Origin of the sequence: Wenyingzhuangia sp. 2_MG-2023 (assembly GCF_030548295.1) — a bacterium.
In the GTDB taxonomy this organism is placed as follows: Bacteria; Bacteroidota; Bacteroidia; order Flavobacteriales; family Flavobacteriaceae; genus Wenyingzhuangia.
Window position 1 is genome coordinate 25676 of the sequence record NZ_JAUOSB010000013.1, and the last position, 24681, is coordinate 50356.

The 24681-nt window shown below is 32.6% G+C and carries 17 protein-coding genes; 7 read left to right on the plus strand and 10 right to left on the minus strand.

Annotation, left to right across the window (positions count from 1 at the left end):
- Positions 1-12 precede the first annotated feature (12 nt).
- Positions 13-1302 carry a TolC family protein gene (locus Q4548_RS12845; protein ID WP_303455684.1) on the minus strand — a complete coding sequence of 430 codons (1290 nt, stop codon included), beginning with the start codon at positions 1300-1302 and terminating at the stop codon, positions 13-15.
- Positions 1292-1912, minus strand: coding sequence for a TetR family transcriptional regulator (locus tag Q4548_RS12850; RefSeq protein WP_303455685.1), 621 nt, complete (start codon positions 1910-1912; stop codon positions 1292-1294). Before Q4548_RS12850 ends, Q4548_RS12845 begins: the two co-directional genes overlap by 11 nt.
- 82 nt (positions 1913-1994) lie before the next feature.
- Between Q4548_RS12850 and Q4548_RS12855 the strand changes: the two genes are divergently transcribed.
- Complete coding sequence (locus Q4548_RS12855) at positions 1995-2681, plus strand: 2OG-Fe(II) oxygenase (RefSeq protein WP_303455686.1); 687 nt, start codon at positions 1995-1997, stop codon at positions 2679-2681.
- Between the two features lie 139 nt (positions 2682-2820).
- Here Q4548_RS12855 and Q4548_RS12860 read toward each other — a convergent pair whose 3' ends face one another.
- A complete protein-coding gene (locus Q4548_RS12860) occupies positions 2821-4131 on the minus strand; it encodes a T9SS type A sorting domain-containing protein (protein ID WP_303455687.1) in 1311 nt (436 codons plus the stop codon).
- 369 nt (positions 4132-4500) lie between these two features.
- On the opposite strand from Q4548_RS12860, the gene hisS reads away from it, so the two are divergent.
- On the plus strand, positions 4501-5877 hold the full coding sequence (gene hisS, locus Q4548_RS12865) for a histidine--tRNA ligase (RefSeq protein ID WP_303455688.1): 1377 nt from the start codon (positions 4501-4503) through the stop codon (positions 5875-5877).
- A gap of 45 nt (positions 5878-5922) precedes the next feature.
- Positions 5923-6591: a GTP cyclohydrolase I FolE gene (gene folE, locus Q4548_RS12870; protein WP_303455690.1), complete on the plus strand. Its 669-nt coding sequence runs from the start codon at positions 5923-5925 to the stop codon at positions 6589-6591.
- Between the two features lie 46 nt (positions 6592-6637).
- Here folE and Q4548_RS12875 read toward each other — a convergent pair whose 3' ends face one another.
- From Q4548_RS12875 to Q4548_RS12885, 3 genes are read right to left on the minus strand one after another with little or no spacing between them, the layout of a single operon-like run.
- On the minus strand, positions 6638-6958 hold the full coding sequence (locus Q4548_RS12875; RefSeq protein WP_303455691.1) for a hypothetical protein: 321 nt from the start codon (positions 6956-6958) through the stop codon (positions 6638-6640).
- A 54-nt stretch (positions 6959-7012) separates the two neighbouring features.
- Positions 7013-7948: an agmatinase gene (speB, locus tag Q4548_RS12880; RefSeq protein ID WP_303455692.1), complete on the minus strand. Its 936-nt coding sequence runs from the start codon at positions 7946-7948 to the stop codon at positions 7013-7015.
- The gene (locus Q4548_RS12885; RefSeq protein WP_303455693.1) at positions 7938-9338 is read right to left on the minus strand and encodes an arginine decarboxylase; all 1401 of its coding nucleotides are present in this window, start codon (positions 9336-9338) and stop codon (positions 7938-7940) included. Before Q4548_RS12885 ends, speB begins: the two co-directional genes overlap by 11 nt.
- A 531-nt stretch (positions 9339-9869) precedes the next feature.
- Here Q4548_RS12885 and Q4548_RS12890 point away from each other — a divergent pair.
- On the plus strand, positions 9870-11966 hold the full coding sequence (locus Q4548_RS12890; protein ID WP_303455694.1) for a S9 family peptidase: 2097 nt from the start codon (positions 9870-9872) through the stop codon (positions 11964-11966).
- Between the two features lie 68 nt (positions 11967-12034).
- On the opposite strand, the gene Q4548_RS12895 is transcribed toward Q4548_RS12890, so the two are convergent.
- The 4 genes from Q4548_RS12895 to Q4548_RS12910 are packed head-to-tail and all read right to left on the minus strand — an operon-like array spanning position 12035 to position 19154.
- Positions 12035-12475, minus strand: a complete 441-nt coding sequence (locus Q4548_RS12895; protein WP_303455695.1) for a hypothetical protein — start codon at positions 12473-12475, stop codon at positions 12035-12037.
- Positions 12476-12530: 55 nt separating this feature from the next.
- Positions 12531-14225, minus strand: a complete 1695-nt coding sequence (locus tag Q4548_RS12900) for a SwmB domain-containing protein (protein ID WP_303455696.1) — start codon at positions 14223-14225, stop codon at positions 12531-12533.
- A gap of 27 nt (positions 14226-14252) precedes the next feature.
- Positions 14253-16052: a RagB/SusD family nutrient uptake outer membrane protein gene (locus tag Q4548_RS12905; protein ID WP_303455697.1), complete on the minus strand. Its 1800-nt coding sequence runs from the start codon at positions 16050-16052 to the stop codon at positions 14253-14255.
- A gap of 12 nt (positions 16053-16064) precedes the next feature.
- Positions 16065-19154 carry a SusC/RagA family TonB-linked outer membrane protein gene (locus tag Q4548_RS12910; RefSeq protein ID WP_303455698.1) on the minus strand — a complete coding sequence of 1030 codons (3090 nt, stop codon included), beginning with the start codon at positions 19152-19154 and terminating at the stop codon, positions 16065-16067.
- A 455-nt stretch (positions 19155-19609) separates the two neighbouring features.
- On the opposite strand from Q4548_RS12910, the gene Q4548_RS12915 reads away from it, so the two are divergent.
- The 3 genes from Q4548_RS12915 (at position 19610) to Q4548_RS12925 (ending at position 24626) form a co-directional block, all read left to right on the plus strand.
- Entirely contained in the window at positions 19610-21625 is a 2016-nt protein-coding gene (locus Q4548_RS12915) for a glycoside hydrolase family 127 protein (protein WP_303455699.1), read from the plus strand.
- A gap of 108 nt (positions 21626-21733) precedes the next feature.
- Positions 21734-23179: a hypothetical protein gene (locus tag Q4548_RS12920; RefSeq protein ID WP_303455700.1), complete on the plus strand. Its 1446-nt coding sequence runs from the start codon at positions 21734-21736 to the stop codon at positions 23177-23179.
- 4 nt (positions 23180-23183) lie between these two features.
- Positions 23184-24626, plus strand: a complete 1443-nt coding sequence (locus Q4548_RS12925) for a sulfatase-like hydrolase/transferase (protein ID WP_303455702.1) — start codon at positions 23184-23186, stop codon at positions 24624-24626.
- Positions 24627-24681: the final 55 nt, after the last annotated feature.

Below are 24681 nucleotides of genomic sequence, written 5' to 3' on the forward strand. Positions count from 1 at the left end.
ATGAAATATTCTTTATTTTTCTAATAAATTGATTAATTTTCCTTGTGCTTTTAGCCAGGTATAGTACTTTTCTGTAATAGTTGCTTTGGCATAAGTCACGTTGATTTTTGCTTGTAATTGCTCTAGATCTGCCTCTAACAAATCATTGGTATTTGCCAAACCATTGTCATATTTATCTTTTACAATTCTATAATTTTCTATAGATTGTTCTTCAGACTGAGCATAGACATTGTATTTTTTTACTGATAACTGATAATCTTGTTTGGCATTTTCCAATTCTATTTTTACAGCATCTGTTTTGGCACTGATGGCATACTCCAAGGCTTTTGCTTTGCTTTCTGCTACCTTCACTTTACTTTTGTTTTTAAAAATAGCAGCCAAATCATAAGAAATCCCTACACCAATATTCATGGCATTGGTAACAGATAAAACGTTGTTTAAATCCAAGGCAATATATCCGCCAGAAAGGGATAAGGTTGGATAGTAATTTCCTTTAGCTATTTTGATTTGATTTTCAGCAGCTTTGTATTGGTAATCCATCGCTTCCAAATCACTTCTTTCAATATTTTCAGATGTTGTTATTAACGATGTATCTTTAAAAGCAGACGCATCAATATCCACAATTGTTTTTTCGGGTAATTTTAACATCACTGCCAATTGGTAGTTTAAAATAGTTGCATTTTTTTTAGCTTCTTCTAAACTCACCTCTATATTAGAAGCTTGAATTTGAGCTTTTAACAAATCGTTTCTTGCAATAATTCCGTTAATTTCCATGTTGGTGAAATCTAAAACTCTTTGCAAAGCACTTTTTAGACTTTCCTCAACCAGCAATACTGTTTGTTTGGCTTTGTACAGATTGATGTAAGTTTCAATCACTCTATAAGCAATTTCTTCTTTGTCATTTTGTGCGTTTAAAGTTGCTGCATGGTAATTGTTTTCGCTTGCCTTTACCGTATTTTTTAGTCTAAAACCTGTAAACAAAGGCATAGAAAGACTTGCTTGTCCAAACATAAATTGATTGACATTTGGAGTTGCTCCTTCAGAACTAGTTCCTGTTTTTAAATTGACATCAGCATTGGTTAAGTAAGCATATTGCCCAGTAATTTTAGCATCAGGGTACAATAAGTTTTTGGCTATTTGCAATTCGTTTTTTGCAGTAATCACTTCGGTATCTGCTATTTTAGAAGCATCACTTTGCGTAATAGCGATGGCTACTGCCTCTTGAATGCTTATAGTTTGTTTGTTTTGTGCTTGCAGACCTATGTAAGCCAATAAACAAAACAAAAATGTACTAAATTTCATAAGTTAATAATGATTTTATGGTTTGTTGAATGTGTTTGGTTAAAGTTTGATGTACATAAATATCAACAGCTACATCATTCTCTAAGGGGATTAAAGTTTTATAAAAACGTTTGTTGTAGTAAAAATTAAAATAGGATCCTTGTACGGTAGGCATTAACAATTCTATATTTACATTCTTGTTAAAAACACCTGCATCTTGTCCTTTTTCTACAAAAGATTTGATAGTTTTAAAACTCTCTAATTTCTCTTTGGTGTATGCTTTAAAATCAAATCCTCTTGTTTCATTAGAAAATTCAAAATGAATGATTTTATACATTCTTCTTTTATCATGAGTTCTATGGATGATAAGCTTTATCAAATCATCTAATCTTTCTGTATAACTTTTTTCTTGATTGATGACTTTTAATAATTCATTTCTAAAATCAGCAATACGATACAACAAAAATGTTTCTAACAACTTTTCTTTTGAACCAAAGTAATAAGAAATCATCGCCACATTTACATCAGCCTCTTTAGCAATTGTCCTAACAGAAGTGCCATCAAAACCATTTTCAGCAAATAGCTTTTCTGATACATTTAAAATATGAATCTGTTTTTCATTTAATTTCATAGCGTATAGATTTTTAATTTCTTAAAACGCAAGCAAAATTAAACAAACGTTTGATTTAAACAACTGTTTAATAAAATATTTTTTGTTTAAAATTATCAAAACAAAAAAAACAATTCCCAAAGCAGCTATCTTGGGCGGTTATATGAAAGAGCAAGTTTTAACAAACCAAGAAGAGCTACAGTTTGAAGCTCTGATTGAGGGACTCTTAAACGACCAATATGGTTTTTGTGAGAGTTTTATGGAAGAAAGTACTGTTTTGGGTTTGAAAAACAACCTGTTATCTCATTTAGAAGAAGGAGAGATGTATCCAGCAGGAATTGGAAAAAAATTTGATTATCAAAAAAATGCTTCTGTTAGGGGAGATTTGATCAAATGGATTGATAATGAGAGTACAGATGTATACGAACGAATTCTTTTGGATAAGATAGAGCGTTTTATTCAGTATTTGAATAGAACCTGCTATACTTCTATCAACGATTATGAATTTCATTATGCCAATTATGAAGTGAATAGTTTTTACAAACGTCATTTGGATCAGTTTAAAAGTGAAAAAGGACGTAAGTTTTCTTTTATTATTTATTTGAATGATGATTGGACTGTAGATGATGGTGGTAAATTGTCTTTGTACATCAATGCTAGTAAAATAGACGAGGTATATCCAATGGGTGGAAGGACTGTTTTTTTTAAAAGTGATGAGTTAGAACATGAAGTACATCCTTCATTAACTAGAAATAGAATTAGTATTGCTGGATGGTTAAAGAATATTTAAAAAAGATGTAGAACTCTTTGACTTTTTTATAACATTACTTTAAATAGTTTGAGTACTACAGAAATAGATTCATCAAAACAAAATACTCCATCTAAAATAACTTTTAGATGGAGTATTTTTTAATGAGCACAAGAAAATTTTATTTTTTGATGATTTTTTTGATCAATAAATTTTTTGTTTGTAAAAAATAAATTCCCTGAGGTAAATTACTAATGTCAATAACATTGTTTGTTTTTACAGTTTTTACCACTTGTCCTAATACGTTAGAAATAATTATTGTTTCCCCAATTTTAGAAATATCAGAAAGGTTAATGATTCCAGTAGTTGGGTTAGGGTAAATGGTTAGGTTACTGAATGTAGGAGAAGAACTACTCAAAGAACTAGGAGAGACTTGTTGAAGTTCATCTATATAATAAATATCACCATCTCTGTTTTCATCTCTGTTAAAAACAATATCTAGTCTAGAAAAAGCACCTCCATTAATAGCTACATAATTGGTAAAGTCAAACTCTACTTCTTGCCATTCACCAGCAGTAACAGTAATTTCTCTTTCGTTTAAATTGTCATCTTCATTTCCTAAGATATTATCAGGTCCTTTAAAACTACCTCCACCTAAAAAAGGTATAACGGCTAGAGTGAAAGTGGTTTCAGTTTCTGACATAATTTTAAATCTAATAGCTTTACCGTTGTTGTCATCAAGTAAAATAGTACCAATGTTTTGTAAAGCAACCCAGTCCCACTTAGGAGAACCAGTAGTTTGTTCAGATTTTAACACATTGCTACTAGTATTGATTCCCCCCGTTTCAGGATTAGCGACAATAACATATTCACCTTGTGTGTTTTCTGTATTTCCATTATTGTTTCCAATAGTTCCTGACCAAGTTTCAAAATTTTCTACAAATGCAGGCCCAGGTAATGGAGTAGGAACACTACTATTGCTAATTTCTATTCTTGTGATTTGAATGTCATCTGTGTCAGAACCAGAATTATTTCTTCTAGGGTATAAGTGAATAGCTGTTAATGTTCCCGACCACCAATTAAAATTAGTAGTGTTGCTCATATTTACTGTTTTTACTTCAAAGTCTGATGAATTAAGATTGATAGGATTGTTGTTTCCTCCGTACTCAACACCATTCCCTGCCTCAAATCTTAATTGGTCATTACCATTACCAACAGCATTGCTTGTTGCATTGGTAGCAACGGATAAATTTTTATAAAAAAAATGTATGTACTTGTTGGAGTCTGCATCAATACTCAATGTATTGTTAGATACTTTGGCAATAGTATTTTCATCTGTAGGTGTAATGGTTAAGTAACCATTTGCGACAGAAGTAGTACAGTTTAGAGCTCCTGTCCATCCTTCAAAATCACCATCTGTATTGAAATCATAAATTTGTGCAGAACATAAATTACCTGCGAATAATGCAGTTAAAAGTAATTTTTTAAACATAATTTTTAGTTTTTGGTTGGTAAATAATTTAACTACGATAAAACTATTATAGAAAAACAAATAGAAATAGCAGATATGTTTTTCAGAAAGACACATATGTTTTTTTTAATTGATGGAGTATAGTAAATAGTGAAGGTTTCTAAATAAAATAACAATTCAATAATTGAATTGATGTTGTGTACTATTTAAAATAGTAACGTTTTTTATAATAATATTTTAGACAATTTTGCTTTTAGAAAGTGAGAATAAAAGTTGTTTTGATTGTGCTAAAAACAAACTCATTTTTAACGTTAGAAATAGCTGATCAATATGTAACAAAATAGAAAACAGTTTGTTTATATTTGTGCTTTCAAAAAACAAGGCATTTGTATGGCACAAAAACCGAGTATTCCTAAGGGAACCAGAGATTTTTCACCTGTAGAGGTTGCAAAAAGAGAGTCTATTTTTTCTATTATAAAGGCTACTTTTCAAACATTTGGATTTCAAGCAATAGAAACTCCATCGTTTGAAAATTCACAAACACTAATGGGAAAGTATGGAGAAGAAGGAGATCGTTTGATTTTTAAAATTCTAAATTCAGGAGATTATTTGAGCAAAGCAGATGCTACTTTTTTAGAAAATAAAGACAGTCAAAAGTTGACAGCATCAATATCTGAAAAAGCATTGCGTTATGATTTGACAGTACCTTTTGCTCGTTACGTGGTACAACACCAAAATGAAATAGAATTTCCTTTTAAGAGGTATCAAATTCAGCCTGTTTGGAGAGCAGATCGTCCACAAAAAGGACGTTTTAGAGAATTTTACCAGTGTGATGCAGATGTGGTAGGAAGTGATTCTTTATGGCAAGAAATAGATTTTGTACAGTTGTATGATACTGTTTTTACTAAGCTGGGATTGAACGGAGTAACTATTAAAATGAACAACCGTAAAATTTTATCTGGAATAGCAGAAATAATTGATGCTAGCGATAAGTTGATTGATTTTACAGTGGCTTTGGATAAGTTAGATAAAATTGGAAAACAAGGAGTAACAGACGAAATGATTGCCAAAGGAATTTCTGAAGAAGCTATTGAGAAAGTAGCTCCATTGTTTGATTTTACGGGAACCAATCAAGAAAAACTAAATCAGCTACAACAAATGTTGGAGGCTTCAGAAGAAGGAACCAAAGGGGTAGAAGAGTTAAGATTCATTATTGATAGTATAGAAGCTTTAGGATTGCAGTCTGCAAACTTAACTTTGGACGTAACTTTGGCCAGAGGTCTAAACTATTACACAGGAGCTATTTTTGAAGTTGCTGCTCCAGAAGGTGTTCAAATGGGATCTATTGGTGGAGGTGGTCGTTACGATGACTTAACAGGGATTTTTGGATTGAAAGATATGAGTGGTGTCGGAATTTCTTTTGGTTTGGATAGAATTTACTTGGTGTTAGAAGAGTTGAATCTATTTGAAAACCTAGTTTTACCAAGACCTGATGTTTTATTTATCAATTTTGGTAATGATGAGGCTTTGTATGCGACAAAAGCGATCAGAAGTTTAAGAGATGCTGGAATCAAATCAGAATTGTATCCGAGTGCTGCCAAAATGAAAAAACAGATGATGTATGCAAACAAAAGAGGAATTCCGTTTGTAGTTTTGGTAGGAGAAAAAGAAATGGAAACAGGTACATATACCTTAAAGAATATGGATAAAGGAGAACAAACAGAGTGTAAAATGGACGAATTGTTGCAAGTAATAATTAATTCGTAAATTTGCATCTTATAATTTATAAATATGTCCCAAGAAATTGACATAATGAACTACGACGAAATAATAGATGAATTAGGAGATAACCATATTGGAGATGTTACACGTACACCGTTACGTGATGATGCTTTTGAGTTATCTAATGCTGAGAAAATTGAAAAAATCCAAGAAAATGTTCGCCAAATCATGGAAACTTTAGGATTGGATTTAACGGACGATAGCTTAAAAGGCACACCAAAACGTGTTGCCAAAGCTTATGTTTTAGAATTGTTTGGAGGATTAGATCCACAGAACAAACCTAAATTGTCAACTTTTCTGAACAATTACCAATACGGAGAAATGTTGGTAGAAAAAAATATAGTAGTATATTCTACTTGTGAACATCACTTATTACCCATTATAGGTAGAGCACATGTTGCTTATATTTCTAAAGGAACAGTGGTTGGATTGTCTAAAATGAACAGAATTGTAGATCATTTTGCAAAAAGACCGCAAGTGCAAGAGCGTTTGACAAGACAAATTGTAAAAGCATTGCAAGAAGCTCTAGGAACAGAAGATGTTGCTTGTATTATAGATGCAAAACACTTATGTGTAAATTCTAGAGGTGTTAAAGATATTGAAAGTTCTACTGTAACTGCTGAGTTTGGAGGAGCCTTTAAAAGTGTAGACAAACAAAAAGAATTTAGAGACTATATAAAGTTAGAAACAAAGTTTTAATAAAAAAGCCTAGCAGATTTTAATCTACTAGGCTTTTTTTATCGCTTTACTCTTTTTCAGATTCTTTATCATCTTCGTCTTCGTCGTCCGTCAACAAATCGTCATCTACATCTAAATCGTCTTCTTCTACAGCTGGTTCATCAGAGTCATCTTCGTTAAAATCTGTGATGGCTTTGTCTAATTTGGTTCCAACTTTTACCAAGTAAATATCGTCGTTTAATTTTATTTCGAGAGCTTCAATCAGTTCTCCTTTATGATTTTTAAACTTTAATACGTCTCTATCAGTATATCCATCTGGGTAATCTTCCATGATGATGTTTAAAATTTCGTCAGTGACTTTGGTATGATCGATAATAATTCTTTTCATAAATAATAGTAACTTGTTTTTTGTTATGAGATATTAACTAATAGTCAGGGTTTTTTATTCTAAATCATCGTGAAACTTTCCAAGCTTGTTCTCTTTGCCGTTAAAGTCATTTTCATCTATACTTAAACCTTCGTCATCGTTGTTTAGTTCAAATTTATAGGTCAACATTTTATAGAACAATCTAGCAGCCAAGGCATTTGGTGTTTTGTTATTAGGATTTGGACACAATTCAACCATGTCAAAACCAACAACATTTTTTTCTGTAAATACTTTGTACAAAAAGTCAAGAGTTTCGTACCAAAACATACCTCCTTGCTCAGGATCTGATACTGATGGCATGATAGATGGATCCAAACTGTCTAAGTCAAAAGAGATAAAAACATTGTCTGTCATTGCTTCAATAGCAGTTTCCATCCAATAATCATTGGTTGCCAATTCATGCGCAAAGAAAACTTTTTCAGTATCTATAACTGTTTTTTCAATATGCTCCATGCTTCTAATACCAATCTGAACCAGGTTGGTTGCTTGACTTGCGTGATACATTGCACAAGCATTGTGTATTTTTTGACCGTTTACCTGTTTTTTTAGATTTGCATGTGCATCTATATGTAACACGGTAAGGTTTTCAAAATGTTCGTTAAAAGCTTTGATAGTACCAATAGAAGTACTGTGCTCTCCACCCATTACAGTTACAAACTTTTTGGTTGTTAAATACGTTTTAACATTTTTATAAACCGCATTTAGCATTGCCTCGGGCGTTTCATTTTCTACAACAGGATCTGTTAAATAGATTCCTTGTTTGTACACTTCAGAATCAGTTTCAATGTCATACAATTCCATGTGGTTTGATGCTTCTAAAAAAGCTTCTGGACCTTGATCTGCATTGGTTTTTAATGTGCTAGTACCGTTGTAAGGTACAGGGATGATAACTACATTAGCAGTTTCTTTCTTAGCGTACTCATTAGGGATTCCAGCGTAGTTAGTTTTCATATCCTAATATGTTTAAAAATTCTTGATGTGTTTGTTTTTCTCTGAAAACGGTAGTTGTTATTGTACCATCTTCATTTTTGTTTAATATCAATTGTTTGGGTTGAGGAATCAAGCAGTGTTGCAAACCTCCAAAACCACCTATAGATTCTTGGTACGCACCTGTGTTAAAAAAACCAATGTACAAAGGTTCTTCAGGATCGTAAGTGGGCAAATAAATAGCGTTACTGTGTTGTTCAGAATTGTAATAATCATCACTGTCACAGGTAAGACCACCTAAAAGCACTCTTTCATAACTTTCGTTCCATCGGTTGATTGGCAACATGATGAATCTTTTATTGATGGCCCATGAATCTGGCAATGTGGTAATGAAAGAGGAATCAATCATGTTCCACAATTCTCTATCGTTTTGTTGTTTTTGATACAGAACTTTGTAAAAATTGGCTCCACTTTCTCCTACAGTAAAACTTCCAAACTCAGTAAAAAGATGTGGAGTTTCAACTCCCTCATCTCTACAAACAGTGTTGATTTGATTTACAATTTCGTCAATCATGTATTCGTAATCGTAATCAAAAGCAAGCGAAGTTTTGATAGGAAAACCTCCACCAATATTTAATGAATCTAGTGTAGGGCATATTTTTTTCAATGCAGTATACACCTTCAAACATTTGTGAAGTTCGTTCCAATAATATGCGTTGTCTTTGATTCCTGTATTGATGAAAAAATGCAACATCTTTAAATCTACATTAGGATTGTCTTCAATTTGTTTTTTGTAAAAAGGAACAATGTTTTTGTAACCAATACCCAATCTAGAAGTATAGAATTCAAATTTTGGTTCTTCTTCCGAAGCAATTCTAATTCCAACACTAAATTTTCCATTGATTTCTTCTTCTAACAAAGACAATTCTTCATAATTATCAATGATAGGAACACAGTTTTTATGTTTGTTATTGATCAAATCAGCAATGTTAGAAATGTATTGCTCTCTTTTAAATCCGTTACAAATCACAAAAGTGTCTTTGTTTATTTTACCAGATTGAACCAGTGCGTTGACAATATTAATGTCAAAAGCAGAAGAGGTTTCAATATGGATATTGTTTTTCAAAGCTTCATCCAAAATGTGTTTAAAATGTGAGCTTTTGGTACAATAAGAGTAGAAATACTTTCCCTGATAATTGTGTTTTTCAAAAGCATTTTGAAACCATTTTTGGGTTTTTTGAATGTTTTCAGAAATTTTTGGAAGGTAAGTAATCTTTAAAGGAGTACCGTGTTCTTTTATAATTTCAGAAACATCTATGTCGTGAAACATTAATTCATGTTTCTTGTTTAATTTAAATTCGTCTTGAGGAAAGAAAAATGTTTGATCTATTAAATCTATATATTTATTTCGCATTTAATTTATTAATTTTTTTGAACTGTTATTTTGTTAAATAAAAGGTGTTAAATTTCTAATAAAATAAATGAGGGCTACACCCTAATCACAAGGTACACGTGCCTTAACCTTAATACTTTTAAAGGTTGGTTGGTAAAAAGGAACAATTTTGAAGAAAACTTTTTTATTCCGTTATGACTACTTGCCATATTGCATCTGCTAAACATCTTCGTGCAGATACAACCGAAAAATAAAAACATGAACATTTTTTTTGATTGTATATAAGAGCAAAAATAATTTTTTTTTTGAACTGTAAAACTAATTTGATAAAAAAGTAGTAAAAAATATAAATAAATGTTTTTTGTCATCAAACATTCTGATATACAGTGTTTTGAGGTGTGGTTTAAAATCTTAATTTTGAGTGTGAATCCAAATAGATTTATCATGAAATATCCATTTATAAGTGTTATAACGTTTAGAAAGTATCTTAAAAGAAGTAGCACAATCCTTGTTGGATTTATTACTTTTACGGCCTTAATTAAATGTCATAAAATGAAGGTGATAAAAGCTCCAATAGCAGAGAAGATTCCAATGAAGCTAATCAAACACAAAGATGTTAGAGAGGATAATTATTATTGGTTACGTTTGTCAGATACAGAAAAGGATGCTGAAATTCCTTCTGAAAAGACTCAAAAAGTACTCACATATTTAAGTGAAGAAAATGCCTTTTATGAAGAGGAAACAAAACATACATTAACATTTCAAGAAGATTTATTTCAAGAAATGAAAAGCAGAATTAAAGAAGATGATAGTTCTGTACCCTATTTTAAAAACGGATATTATTACATTACTCGTTATGATTTAGGAAAACAATATCCTGTATACACCCGTAAAAAAGAATCTTTGGATGCCGAAGAGGAAGTTTTGCTAGATGTAAATGTATTGGCAGAAGGATATGAGTATTTTGATGTTGGTGGTTTGTCTGTAACAGGCGATAATAAAATGTTGGTTTACAGCACAGATGAAACTGGACGTAGGCAATACACTTTACGTTTTAAGAATTTAGAAACGGGAGAGGTATTAAAAGACATGGTGGAATTTACCACGGGTTCTGCAACTTGGTCTAATGACAATCAAACGTTGTTTTACAACAAAAAAGATCATGTAACGCTTAGAAGTGACAAAGTTTACAGACATGTATTAGGAACATCAACAGGAACAGATGTTTTGGTCTATCATGAAAAAGATGAAACGTACAATGTTTATGTAGGAATCACAAAATCTAAAAAATATTTGATGATTGGTTCTTACAGTACAATGCAGACAGAATATCAATTTCTAGATGCGAACAATCCAACAGGATCGTTTACATTGTTTCAAGAAAGAGAAAAAGATTTAGAGTACAGCATCATGCATTATGGAGATGCTTTTTACATTCTTACCAATAAAGACGGAGCTACCAATTTTAAATTGATGAAAACTCCTGAAAATGCAACTGCAAAAGAAAATTGGGTAGATGTGATTCCGCATAGAGACCAAGTTTTGTTAGAAGATATTACTATTTTTAAAGACTTTTTGGTTTTAGAAGAAAGAGAAGAAGGCTTGAGTAAAATTAGAATCATACGTTGGGACGGTTCACAAGATTATTATTTGCCTTTTAGCGAAGAAACCTATGCTGCTTACGTGTATAGCAATCCTGAGTTTGATACTGAATGGTTGAGGTATGGTTACAATTCTATGACAACACCAAGTTCTGTGATTGATTTTAACATGGTAAGCCAAGAGAAAAACATCAAGAAAGAACAAGAAGTATTAGGAGGAAAGTTTGATAAGAACAATTACACCAGTCAACGTATTTGGGTGCCTGCAAGAGATGGTAAAAAAGTAGCACTGTCTATTGTACACAGAAAAGATATTGAAGTGGATGAAAACACTCCAGTTTTAATGTATGCATATGGATCTTACGGACACACAGTAGATGATAGTTTTAGCACCACACGTTTGAGTTTGTTAGACAGAGGTTTTGTATTTGCATTGGCACACATACGCGGTTCAGAATATTTAGGTAGAGCTTGGTACGAAGACGGTAAATTGTTAACTAAGAAAAATACGTTTAACGACTTTGTAGATTGTGCAAAATATTTGGTTAATGCCAAAATGACTTCCCCAGAACATTTGTATGCTATGGGAGGTTCTGCAGGAGGATTGTTGATGGGAGCTGTGTCTAATATGAACCCAGAATTGTTCAACGGAATTATATCTGCTGTACCTTTTGTAGATGTAGTAACCACAATGTTGGATGAAAGTATTCCATTGACTACTGGGGAATATGATGAATGGGGAAATCCAAACGAAAAAGAGTATTATGATTATATAAAATCCTACTCTCCGTACGATAATATTGAAGCTAAAGCATATCCTAATATGTTAATTACAACTGGTTTGCACGATTCTCAGGTGCAATATTGGGAACCTGCAAAATACATTGCAAAGTTGAGAGCGTTAAAAACAGATCAGAACAAACTGTATTTACACACCAATATGGAAGCAGGACACGGAGGTGCTTCTGGTAGATTTGATGCATTAAAAGAAATAGCCGAAGAATATACGTTTATTTTAGATTTAGAAGGATTGGTTTCCTCAAAATAGAAATAACAAGAAAATAAAAAAGGCTGTAAAATTAATTTTACAGCCTTTTTTTATGAATTGAAAAAATACTAATTGTAAATTTCTTCTATGGAAATAGCAACATTATTATAGTTGCTAATAGTTCCGTTATTGTTTTCGCTTAAAGTTACCATTCCTGTAGTTTTATCTCCAGTTACGGTGTAAATAATTTCTTGGTTGATGATAGAATCATCTTCTTGCGTTTCAGGAACCAGTTTGGTTACGCTAAAGTTGTAATCAGTATCTGTAGAGTTGTCTGTGTAATTGCTAGAAACATATTTGGTCAATTTAGTTTCTGATTTAAACTCAATTATAATTGCTTCTTCTTTATAAATATTAATTTTTGTAGGGTTATTATCTCCTAAGTTGGTCAAAGAATAAATTTCAACTAATTTGATGTCAGGTTGATCTTCAAACAAAGTGTTTTTTTGGCAGCTAAAGATTAAAATAGCAACAAACAATAATGCTAGGTTCTTTATGATGTTTTTCATTTTTTTTAATTTTAAACTACTCCTCTGTACAAACAGAGAAGTAGTTGATTTGTGTTTAAGGTCTTAGTTCAATAACTATTAAAGAAATATCATCTATGTACAATTTCTGTGCTCCTGTTACCCCTGGGTTTAAGGCAGATAAAATTCTTAACTGAAATGCAGCATCAGTTGGCACATCTCCAGTAAAAACAACTTCTTGTTTTAATTCTACCCATTTACCTCTTTCTAGACTTTCTAAATCCCAATCTTTTTGAACCCATGTAGGTTTGTTAATAATAGTTCTAAACGCTTTGATATCTGAACCGGATTCAATAAATAATTTTAAAGACATCGAGTAAGTTCCTGCTGCTATACCATCTGGTGCTGCAAAGGCACTAGAGCTAATGAATGGTGTGGGGAAAGGGTTTGCATCTGTAGATTCAAATTTCATACTAGCACTTCCGCTTGCAAATTTATCAGTAGTTCTTTCATAATAGTAACCGCTTCCGTATGAGTTTCCGCCACCTACCCAATAAGTAGAGGCAAATGCTTTATTGGCAGCAGAATCACTATCTTCAAATCCGCTATTAAAGCTTAAAACATTGTTTCCAAAGTATGGTGTAACTGTAACAGGACTAACAAAGTCTTCTAAAGATCTTTCATCAGAAGAAGCTATAGTTCCTCCGGCATAACTTACAGTTATTTCATCAGAGTTATAGATTGGATCATTTAGAGTTAATTCAATATATGTAGCATCTGATTCGCTAACTTTGGCATTTTTAACGGCAATATTTTGATCAAAAGTTCCGTTTTTTACATGTACCGTAAAGAAACTTTCTTGTGCTGTAAAAGGTACCAGTTCTCCAGTAACCTGAAAACGCAATATTTCCTCTTTAGTCTCTTTAATTTGTCCGTTAATTGTAAATGGTTGTGAAGATTTGATCACTTTTACTAGTAAAGGAATAATTTTTTCTGTGGATGCATTAGGATAAGTACGACCAATGTTGGTTCTATTTACTAATATATTTCCTGCTTCAAAAGTTCCCAATTTAAAAAATTTGATAGTAGCTGTTTCTCCATTTGCAGTAGTAGGACTTCCATTAGGAATGGTCCATTTTCTTGAATTAGGTCTTCCAATTTCACTTAAGTCTTCAAAAGTTAAAGCACCACCAGCTTCTACCTCTACAACTGGCCAATCTTCTTTGTTAGAAAGGCTAGGAATACTATCTGCTGTAACCACACATTTTTCAGTAGTTCCTTGTAAAATTCTAAAAGAGGGTTTAATATGGTCAAAAACATCAAAAGTAAAAGTAGTGTCAATAACATATAAATCACCAACTTTTTTAGACTCTAACGTACCAATACTTGTTTTGTGTGACACGGGAGAAGTATAGGTGTTGAATAATCGTACCTTATTAAGTCCTGGTTTTCTGAAGAATACGTGAATTTTTGCATCTTTAGAAATGGTGTCATTGTTTTTGATAAATAAAGGTAGAGAATCACTAGCTGTAAACCTTTCTCTTAAAAAATTATTTCCTTTCTCTATAACCCATCTATGGTCTGTTAATCCTTGTGATAAATCAACAAAGCTTATATAACTATCAATATTTATCAATAATTGATCTTCTTTTGGAGTTAATGGATTGAATCCAATAATCCATGAGGTGTCATGTAGATCATTGTCAGGTGCGTTGTAATCAAGATATTCTTCATTACAGCTCACTAACAATAGAAAGCTAAGCATGAGTATGTTTGCTATTTTATTTTTCATCTTATTGGTTTTTAAGTGTTACGAATACTAATCGATTAAACTATTTGAATTGGTCTCTTTTGATGGAATTGGATAATATGTGTGCAATTCTTCATCAAAATTTTGTGCTGCTAAATCGTATTCATAATTAATAACTTGTCTTTGGTCAACTAGAGGACTAGGTATTTGATCTGTAATTGAAGGATAGTTTTGTTTTAACTTAGTAGCTCCATTCTCATCTACATAGCTAAAGTTTACTCCATATAGTGTAAGGTCTGCTAATTCTTGTAAACGCTCTTTAAAGCCATAATTGTCAGATTTTTTCCATCTGATAAAATCAAGCCAACGGATATCATGTCCTTCTGCACCTAATTCTAATGGTTTTTCAATTCTCATAAAACGATCCATTAAAGTAGATTCATCATAAGTAACATCATCATAAGTTTTACTGGTGTCTCCGTTAGAAGGCCCTAATAAAATCAATCCCCATCTGGCTCTAATTTTATTGATTAACACAATAGCCCCATCAACATCACCTGTTTTTATTTTACATTCTGCTAAGTTTAGAATTACTTCAGACAATCTGTTTAATGTTAGGTTTTTAGCAGAAAAAGGAGCTCCGTTTGGTACTTGATTTTCTGCGGAATAAAGATCGTGGTTAGAGTATTTTTTCCACCAAGCAAATCCTCCCCAGGCAACACCGTTAAAAGCAGGTCCAGTAGCTAATGTAGTAGGTTTTTCATAATAAGTAGTTTGATAGTCTTCTACAACAGCCATCATAGATGAACATCTTAAAGGAACATTTCTTAATTTTTTAGTTTCATCAACTGGGTCTATATAGTAGTTTCTTTGATCTAATGGATCTTTAGGTTCTGATTTGTATGCAAAAGCAGCCCAAGCAGGACCAGATGCTGTGTTAGAAGTGTTACCAACGGTATATAAGGCTAGTAAACTAGTACCTGTGGAACCATCCCATTGAGAATAGTTTAAGTTTACATTGTCTGATGTGAAGTTTACTTCTAGAATAGATTCACTGTTAAATTCCCCAGCGGTCGTAAACATTTTGTCCAAATCTGTTTCTAATTCATAACCATGATTGTCAATAACATCTTGGTAATAAGTTGCTGCAGTAGCGTAGTCCAACTCGTTTAAATAGGTGTTTCCTAAAATAGTTGCAGCCGCACCAGCTGTTACTTTAGATTGATCGTTATCAGGGTATTCTCCTTTTTTGTACAAATTGGCATAAGCAAATTCTAAATCCTTACGGATAAAAGTAAGTACATCTGCTGCATCTGATAAAGGAAGTTCATACTCTTGTGGAGTTGTAGGAATTTGATCTCTAATAATGATGTTTCCTTTGTTAAAACTAGTGTACAAATAGTAGTGAAACAAACCTCTGAAAAAACGAGCTTGAGCCATTTGAGAAGTCCAGTCTTCAGAATCAGTTACATCGTTTTGTATGTTTTCTAAAGCTTGAATTACTTGATTGGCTCTAAAGATACCCGTGTAATTCGCCTCCCATTTGTCATTAACCTTATCAGATGTAGCTGTGTAGGTATGGATGTAGAATTGAGAAGGAGATGCTGGAATAGGTCTGTTTAAAGAAGGATACCCCATGTCTGATCGTAACATTTCTTCAGGAATGTTTACAATTGCTGGATGATACAATATTTTATAGGTAGCATTTAGACCTATTTGAGTTTCTTTTAAATTTCTCCAGAAATTAGTAATGGAAACTTCATTTGGATTCTCTTGTTCTAAAAAATCATGTTTAAAATCCTCACTACATGAGGTAGTAAGTACTAACGTAAAAGATATAATAACAAGTTTTAAAATTGTGTTTTTCATAATAATTTGGTATTAAAAATTGAAATTAATTCCCGCTAAGTATTGAATAGATATAGGTCCCGTTCCTTTATCTAGCCCTCTTGAAGTAACTCCACCACCAATTTCTGGATTGTAACCAGAATACTTAGTAAAGGTTAGTGGGTTTTGTGAGCTGATATAAAATCTTAATTTTTCTATACCTAATTTCTTAGTAGTTTCTTTAGGCAAACTATATCCTAAAGTAACTTGTCTCAATCGTAAATAAGAGCCATCTTCTAACCATAAGTCACTATACCCAATAAAGTTTCTGTGGTTTGTAATGTCATCTCTATAAGCAGGAACGTTGGTAACAGGGTTTGTTTCTGACCACTGGTATAATAAATTTTTGTGTCTACCAAAACCATAAGCCCAAGCATTAAAACCATTCATTACTTCTTGACCAAGTGCAGCATACCAGTTCATAGAAAAGTCAAAGTTTTTATAGTATGCGTTTACGTTGTAACCAATTTCGTATTTAGGCAATCCACTTCCGCTATAAACTCTGTCGTTGTCATCTAACTGTTTGTCATTATTTTGATCAATAAACATTACGTCTCCCATTTTAGCATTGGCATCAATAGTTTGATATTCTGCTAATTTTTCTTCGGTATTGATAATTCCATTGGTTCTCCATAAATAGAAAGAACCTGCTTCTCTTCCAACTTCATGATATGTAATTCTAGATTGATTTGGAGCTCTACTTACCAAACCAAAGTCATTGGTAGGTAATAAAGTATTTGTTCCGTTAATTTTGGTGATTTTGTTTTGGTTGGTAGCAAAGGTTCCTGTCATTTGATACCATACTTTTCCAATATTATCTTTGTATTTAGCTGCAAACTCAAACCCTTTATTGGTCATGTTACCAATGTTTAGTGTAACATTTGCGTTATTTCCTCCTCCAACAGAAGTTGGCAAGAAAACAGGGAATAGCATGTCACTTTTGTCTGTAGTGTAGTATTCGGCACTTAATGTAAATTTGTTTTTATAGAAGGCCAAATCAATACCTAAGTTGGTTTGAATAGAAGTTTCCCATTTTATATTAGAATTACTGTAGTCGGTTTGAATGGCACCATTTAATAAAGATTCGCTACCGTTTACAGAACCCACATAATCAATGTTAGGAGAGATAGTAGCATAAGGCTCATAAGATTGAACTCTATCATTTCCTACTTTACCATGAGATATTCTGAATTTAAAGCTGTTTACAGTGTTTTTATAATTATCCCAGAAATTTTCATCAGAAATATTCCAAGCAAAAGCTACAGAAGGAAATGTTCCAAAGTTGTTGCCGTATAAGAATTTTGAAGATCTATCAAAACGAATACTAGAGCTAAGGTTGTATTTACCTTTGTAGTTGTATTGCAAACGTCCAATTTGACTTAACCTTGTGTCTACAAAATCTGTTCCTGAGTTTACAATTTGTTCACCCGTAGCACTGTTTAATACGTCTAAATCGTTGTTAATTGCTTCTAGTCTTCTGGCACGAAATTGTTCAAAAGTAGTTTTTTCAGCAGTAAAGAATAATCCTAAGTTTAGTTTGTGATCACCAAAATCTTTTTTGATATTTCCACCAACTTCTGCATAAAAATTAACTCTTTCGTTACTTCTGTCTTCAATATAACTACTGGTAGGTTGTGTAATAGGTTTTCCTGTAGAGCTGTTAATTACTTCTTGATAAGGAACCTTTATTTTACCTCTAGCTGTTGTATAAGTAATTCCAGAATTTGCTCTTAGACTAATGTTTTTGTTTAAGTCATAGTTTATATTGATAGAAGCATTAGATCTTAACGTTTTAAGGTATTCTTTTGTTTTTAAACTTTGAATCACCCAAGTCAATCGGTTGGCTTGTTGTCCGTTATCAGTAAGGTCATCAAAAGAGTCTAAAGTAAGCCCATTTTGATTAGGACTGTATACTATAGCTTGTGATAATAAGTTACCTCTAGGGATATCTCTTCTATCAACAGACATACCTACACTAGTTCCTAAGCTTAATTTCCCTTTTTTATAGGTGGTACTAGATCTTGTATTGAATCTTTTGTATTTAGAGTTTAATTGCAAACCATCTTGGTCAAAAATACCCATAGTAACATTGTAGGTAAGTTCTTTTGTACCCCCAGAAATACTAGTGTTGTAATTGTGAACGGCTGCTAAATCGTTAAAAATGATACTATTTAAATCCGTGTTGTTTTGTAACCCATATGGATTTTGTTGAACGATTAGCCTAATGTTCTCATCTAGAGGATCGTTTGTTGTATTTCTAAAAGTAACCGTGTTTACATAAAGTTGTTCAGTTGCATTTAGCAATGGAACTGCAGGTTTTCTAACTTGTATAGCAGAACTTCCATTAAAACCTACTTTTAAAGCACCCGTTTCTCCTTTTTTGGTAGTAATTAAAATTACTCCAGCAGCACCTCTGGCACCATAAATTGCTGTAGAAGCAGCATCTTTTAAAATGTCTAAACTTTCAATTTCGTTAGGGGCAATTCTAGGATCTCCATCTTGTATAATTCCGTTTACTACATATAATGGAGTATTGTCTCCATTTAAAGAAGTAACACCACGAATCAAAATTTCTGATTCTCCACCTGGAGTAGAAGAAGATATTACATTAACACCTGCTACCTGCCCTTGTATGGCAGATCCTAAATCGGAAGTAGATATTTTTTCAATTTCTTCTGCCTCAACTCTAGCTACGGCTCCAGTCAACTCTTTCTTTTTAACAGAACCGTAACCAATTAATACAACATCATCTAAGCTTTCTATATTGCTTTTTAAGGTAATGTTTAGAGTAGGTCCTGTAATAGTATAGGTGGCATCGTCAAATCCTAAATAGCTAAATTTTAGAATGTCACCTTTTTTAGCTTTGACAAAATATTGTCCATCAAAATCTGACGTAACCACAACTTTGGTTCCTAGTTTGTAAATGTTAACACCTATCAATGGTTCTCCGTTTTCATCTACAATAGTACCTGTAATCTGAGCGGTTTTTTGTGCGTAGGAATGGAAACTGACCAATGAGAAAATCATAACTATAGAGACATAGTTTGCTATGATTTTTAATTTTGAAAATAAATGATTTATCATAATTAGTTAGTATAAATTAATTGTCTTAAAAAATGATTTGATGTTTGATAAGACTGTTTTTAGTTTTTAGTGTTTGGACAAACACTATTCTGATTTTAGTTAATTGTTTTTTTTGTTTAAATGATTCTTGTTTTTGGTAATAATTAAATTAATTGCTTTTTGTATTGTGGTATCTACAAAATTCTGCATTTAAAACAGTGAATTTGTTACAGTTTTTGTCTATTAGTAGTATTATTTTGATTTTTTAGCACTTTTTTATAAAAGTCAATATTTGGTCTTTACGTAGGTATACTTTAAGTAGTACTTTATTGACTTGAACTAAACGCTGTGATGAAAAAACAGTCCTATATGTGTATTTTTACCAGATAAAAAGAAGTTTTATTAGTGATAAGATGCTAAATCTGGTCTAAAAATTGAAATTATTGAAAGTTTGTCTATAAATTAAATCACAGATAATGAAAAAAAGAGTCATTGGAATTTTAGGAAGTTTGTTTTTTAGTGTTTGTTTTTCTCAAGAAAAAGGAATAATGAACAACGCGAATAGTCCTCATGTAAAATTTAAAAGTATCAATATAGGAGACTGTCATTGGACAGATGGATTTTGGGCGGATAAGTTTAAAGTAGCTGAAAAGACGATGGTTCCTTATATGGGAGAAGTTTTGACAGGAGATGTAGGACATGCGTTGAATAACTTTAAAATTGTTGCGGGGCTTAAAGAAGGAAAACATCAAGGAATGAAATGGCACGATGGTGATTTTTACAAATGGATGGAAGCGTCTATGTACATTTATGCGCAAAATAAAGATCAGAATATTCTTAAAGAATTAGATGAATACATCTCAATTATAGGAAAAGCACAAGCTCCAGATGGATATATACAAACACAAGTACAGGCTACAGATCTAGAGAGATTTGGAAACAGACAATACCATGAAATGTACAATAGCGGTCATTTGTTTACGGCAGCTTGTATTCACAATCGTATAACGGGAAAAACAAATTTTTTAGAAATAGCCATCAAACAAGCTGACTTTTTATACAAAACATTCATGCCTACTCCTCCTAAAGAGTTGGCTCGTTTTGGATTCAATCAAACTCAAATTATGGGATTGGTTGAGTTGTACAGAAATACCAAAGACAAAAGGTATCTAAAATTAGCTGAGTTGTTCATTAATATGAGAGGGAAATCTAAAGTACAACCAGATAAAACTGCAGGTTATAAATTTATTGGAGATATGGTACAAGAACGTACTCCGTTAAGGAAAGCGAAAACAGCAGAAGGTCATGCTGTATTGGCATTGTATTTTTATGCAGGAGCTGCTGATGTGTATGCAGAAACTGGAGAACAAGCTTTGTTAGATGCTTTGGATAGATTGTGGAAAAATGTGGTGGATAAAAAAATGTATGTAACTGGGGCGGTAGGGCAAACTCATCATGGTGTGTCATCACACGTAGATATGGTTCACGAAGGTTTTATCAATGAATACATGATGCCAAACTTAACAGCTTACAATGAGACTTGTGCAAACATTTGCAATTCAATGTTTAGCTACCGTATGTTAGGATTGCATGGGGAAGCTAAGTATGCGGATATTATGGAATTGGTATTGTTTAACAGTGCTTTGTCTGGAATTAGTGTAGAGGGAAAAGATTATTTTTATGCAAATCCATTGCGTGTAAGTCACAAAGGATACGACCCTGGGAACGATACAGAATTTGATGTTCGTCAACCTTATATTCCATGTTTTTGTTGTCCTCCCAACTTGGTACGTACCATTGCAAAATTATCAGGATGGGCTTATAGTTTGACAAACAATGGTGTTGCTGTCAATTTATATGGTGGAAACCAGTTGGCGACAAAAATGCTAGATGGTTCTAAAATAGAATTGATTCAAGAAAGCCAATATCCATGGGAAGGATCGGTTAAGTTGACTGTTAAAAAAAGTAAAAAAACTCCTTTTGATATTTTGTTAAGAATTCCAGAATGGGCAAAAGGCTCTAAAGTATTGGTAAACGGAAAAGATACAAATGTAGCCATTCAGCCAGGGACGTATGCAACAATCAATAGAAACTGGAAAAAAGGAGATGTAATTACTTTAGACATGCCGATGGATATCAAATTGTTAGAAGGAAATCCTTTAATAGAAGAAGTAAGAAATCAAGCAGCGGTGAAAAGAGGTCCTGTGGTATATTGTGTAGAGTCTCCAGACTTACCTAAAAACACAGATATATTGAATGTATATTTACCAATAAAATCAAATTTAAAAGCGACTTACCAATCAGATTTTTTAGGTGGAATTACAACTATTAATGGTGATTTAAAACTAAGAAAAAATAACAAGGAAGGAATGTATTCTGAGATTAGCCAGCCTATTTGGGAGACTAAAAACATTCAGTTAGTACCATATTTTGCGTGGGCAAATAGAGGAGTTGCAGAAATGTCTGTTTGGTTGCCTGTAATGTGGGAGTAACTGCTTTTATGATTAGTATGTTTAAAAAGTGTTGTTTTTGGTGTATATGCTTCAACGGAATGATGGGTTATTGTACTAATTTTCATTTCTCATAAATAGTCAAAATAAATGAAAATAATAAACATGTTCTTTTGGGTTTCTTTCTTATTTGTAGTCAGTGTAACTGCTCAAAACAAAGCAACTGTTAGTATTGTAAAGAATTATAAAGACTGGAATTGGGAAGAGGTTTATGTGGCAAAAAATCCATACATCAGCGTAGCGGTAGTACCTAAGGCAGCAGGTAGAATTTTGGAATACAATTTAGGAGAGGTTCCTTCTTTATGGATCAATCCAAAATTAATGGGGAAAAGTTATCAGCCTACGGATGAGGTGAAAATGAGTGAGTGGAGAAATTTTGGAGGTTATAGGTTGGTTCCCTTGCCTATTGAAAATTGCTCGGTAGATAAAGATAGAAATAAAGCTCAACGTTGGCCACCACCTGCCATTATTGGAGATAGTCCTTATAGAGCAAAAAAAGGAATTGATAAAAAAGGAAACGAAACAATTGAAGTAACTTCTGGTGTACAAGAACTGCCAGTTCCATCGTACAACGGGAAATTAAAAAGTTTTGTGTATCCTAATATAATAGAAGAAAAGTTAGAGTATAGCAGAAGTTTGTATATAGAACCTAATTCTAGTTTGGTACATATCAATCATCATCTAAAAAATGTAGGTGATAAGAAAGTAAAACGCGGAATCATGATTTCTAGTCAACACGTGTCTAGAAGTAACCCCGAATTAACGGATGGTGAAAATTACGTAGCTTACATTCCGTTTAGCAAAGAGTATTTATTACCTAACGGAAAGCAATATCAAGTAATGTCAAGTCCAGAAGCTAGATGGAGATACATTAGCAGAAACCGATTTAAGTTGGATAAAAACAATCCTGATGATGTTGCAAAATATTACAACCACGGAACCAATTGGAATGGAGAAGTAGCTACTGGAATTTATGAAGTTGAATATGATTATAATTTAATGGCAGGTTTTCATATAGTTTCTTCTGAATCTTGGATTTGTTATGTAAACAAAACTAACAATACTGCTTTTGCTAAAATAATGGAGCCTTATGATAGGAGTTTAGAATACGACCATGGTTTAAATATGGCTATTTTTTGTAGCGGATTAGAAACGGGTTATCTAGAAACAGAAGTAAAAACTCCATTGTATATTTTACAGCCTTTAGAAAGTTCTGATTATAAAGAAATTCACGGAGCAGCAAAAATTCAAAACACTCCTGTATTAGCAGTCAACATGGCAGGAATTATCACACAGAAACTGAACTATAAAAACAATCACGTTTCTGGTAGTTATGGTGTTTTTGTAGCTTCGACAGCTTATTTAGTTGCAGAAGATGTGCATGGAAATAAAATTGATAGAATAGCTATAGAAAAGGTGCATCCATTAAAACCTTTTAATCTTAACGAGAGTTATAGTAAAGCATTTAAAACGTTAAAAATAGTTTTGATTGATGGGCAGAATAAAGAACATATATTAGATGAATTTAATAAATAGTAAGATGAATTATAGAATAAAAAAAGTACTGTTAAGTTCTTTTGTATTGTTGATGGTTTTTTCTAGTGTTTTTGCAAAAGACAAAAGACCCAATATATTAGTGATTTTATGTGATGATTTGGGATACTCAGATGTAGGATTTAACGGCTCTAAAGATATCAAAACCCCTAATTTAGACAAATTAGCACATGCAGGGGTTATTATGAGTTCGGGTTATGTGGCTCATCCTTTTTGTGGACCTAGTAGAACAAGTATCATGACAGGAAAATATTCTCATGTAATGGGAGCTCAGTTCAATATTCCTAGTAATAGTGAGCACACAGGGTATGGAATTCCGTTAGATAATAAATTTATTAGCAAAGAGTTGCAAGAGGCAGGTTATTATACAGGAGCTTTTGGAAAATGGCATTTGGGAGCAGATGCACCTTACCATCCTAACAAAAGAGGGTTTGATGAGTTTTTTGGTTTTTTAGGTGGGGGACATCGATATTTTCCGGATCAATACAGACCTGTTTATGAATTTCAAAAAGAAAATGGAAATAAAAACATTCACGATTATCTAAAGCCTTTAGAACACAATGGAAAAGAGGTAAAAGAAACGGAATATATTACAGATGCTTTTACTAGAGAAGCAATCACTTTTGTAGAAAAATCAGTAAAAAGAGAACAACCTTTCTTTATGTACTTGGCTTACAATGCACCACATGTGCCTTTAGAAGCAAAAAAAGAAGATTTTAAAGTCTTTCCAGAAATTAAAGATGATAAAAGAAGAACTTATGCAGCCATGGTGTATGCAGTAGACAGAGGGGTAGGAGCTTTGGTAGAAACGTTGAAAAAAGAACATCAGTTTGAGAATACATTAATTGTTTTTTTAAGTGATAATGGTGGTAAATTAGGACAAGGAGCTAACAATTATCCGTTAAAAGAAGGAAAAGGAAGTGCTTATGAAGGAGGTTTTAGAGTTCCTATGTTTTTTCATTGGCCAGCTAAAATAAAAGGAAACCAAGTGTTTGAACATCCAGTATCGTCTATAGATTTTTATCCAACGTTTGCTGCTTTGGCTAAGGTAAAACCATCAAAAAGAAGAGAATTAGCAGGAAAAGAAGTTCTGAAGCCTATAATGGAAGGAAGAAATCCTCATTTAAATGACATGCTTTATGTTTTGAGACATAGAACAGGATTGAGTGATGTTGGAGCAAGGTATAACAATTGGAAAATTCTAAGAACTTCTAACAACCCATGGAAGTTGTTTTATATTAAAAAAGATATTAGTGAAACCAAAGATAGAAGTAGTGAGTTTCCAGAGATTCTAAAAAGTATGGTGGAAAAAGCAGAGAAATGGAGTAAAACAAATGAAGAACCCAAATGGTTTCATTCTAAAGAAGAAGGGCAGTTGTGGCACAATATGAATATGCCAAGATTTGATGAAACATTTTCAATAGATTAAAAAGCAAAACAACCGAAAGGTTGTTTTGCTTTTTATAAGAAATATACAATGGTTT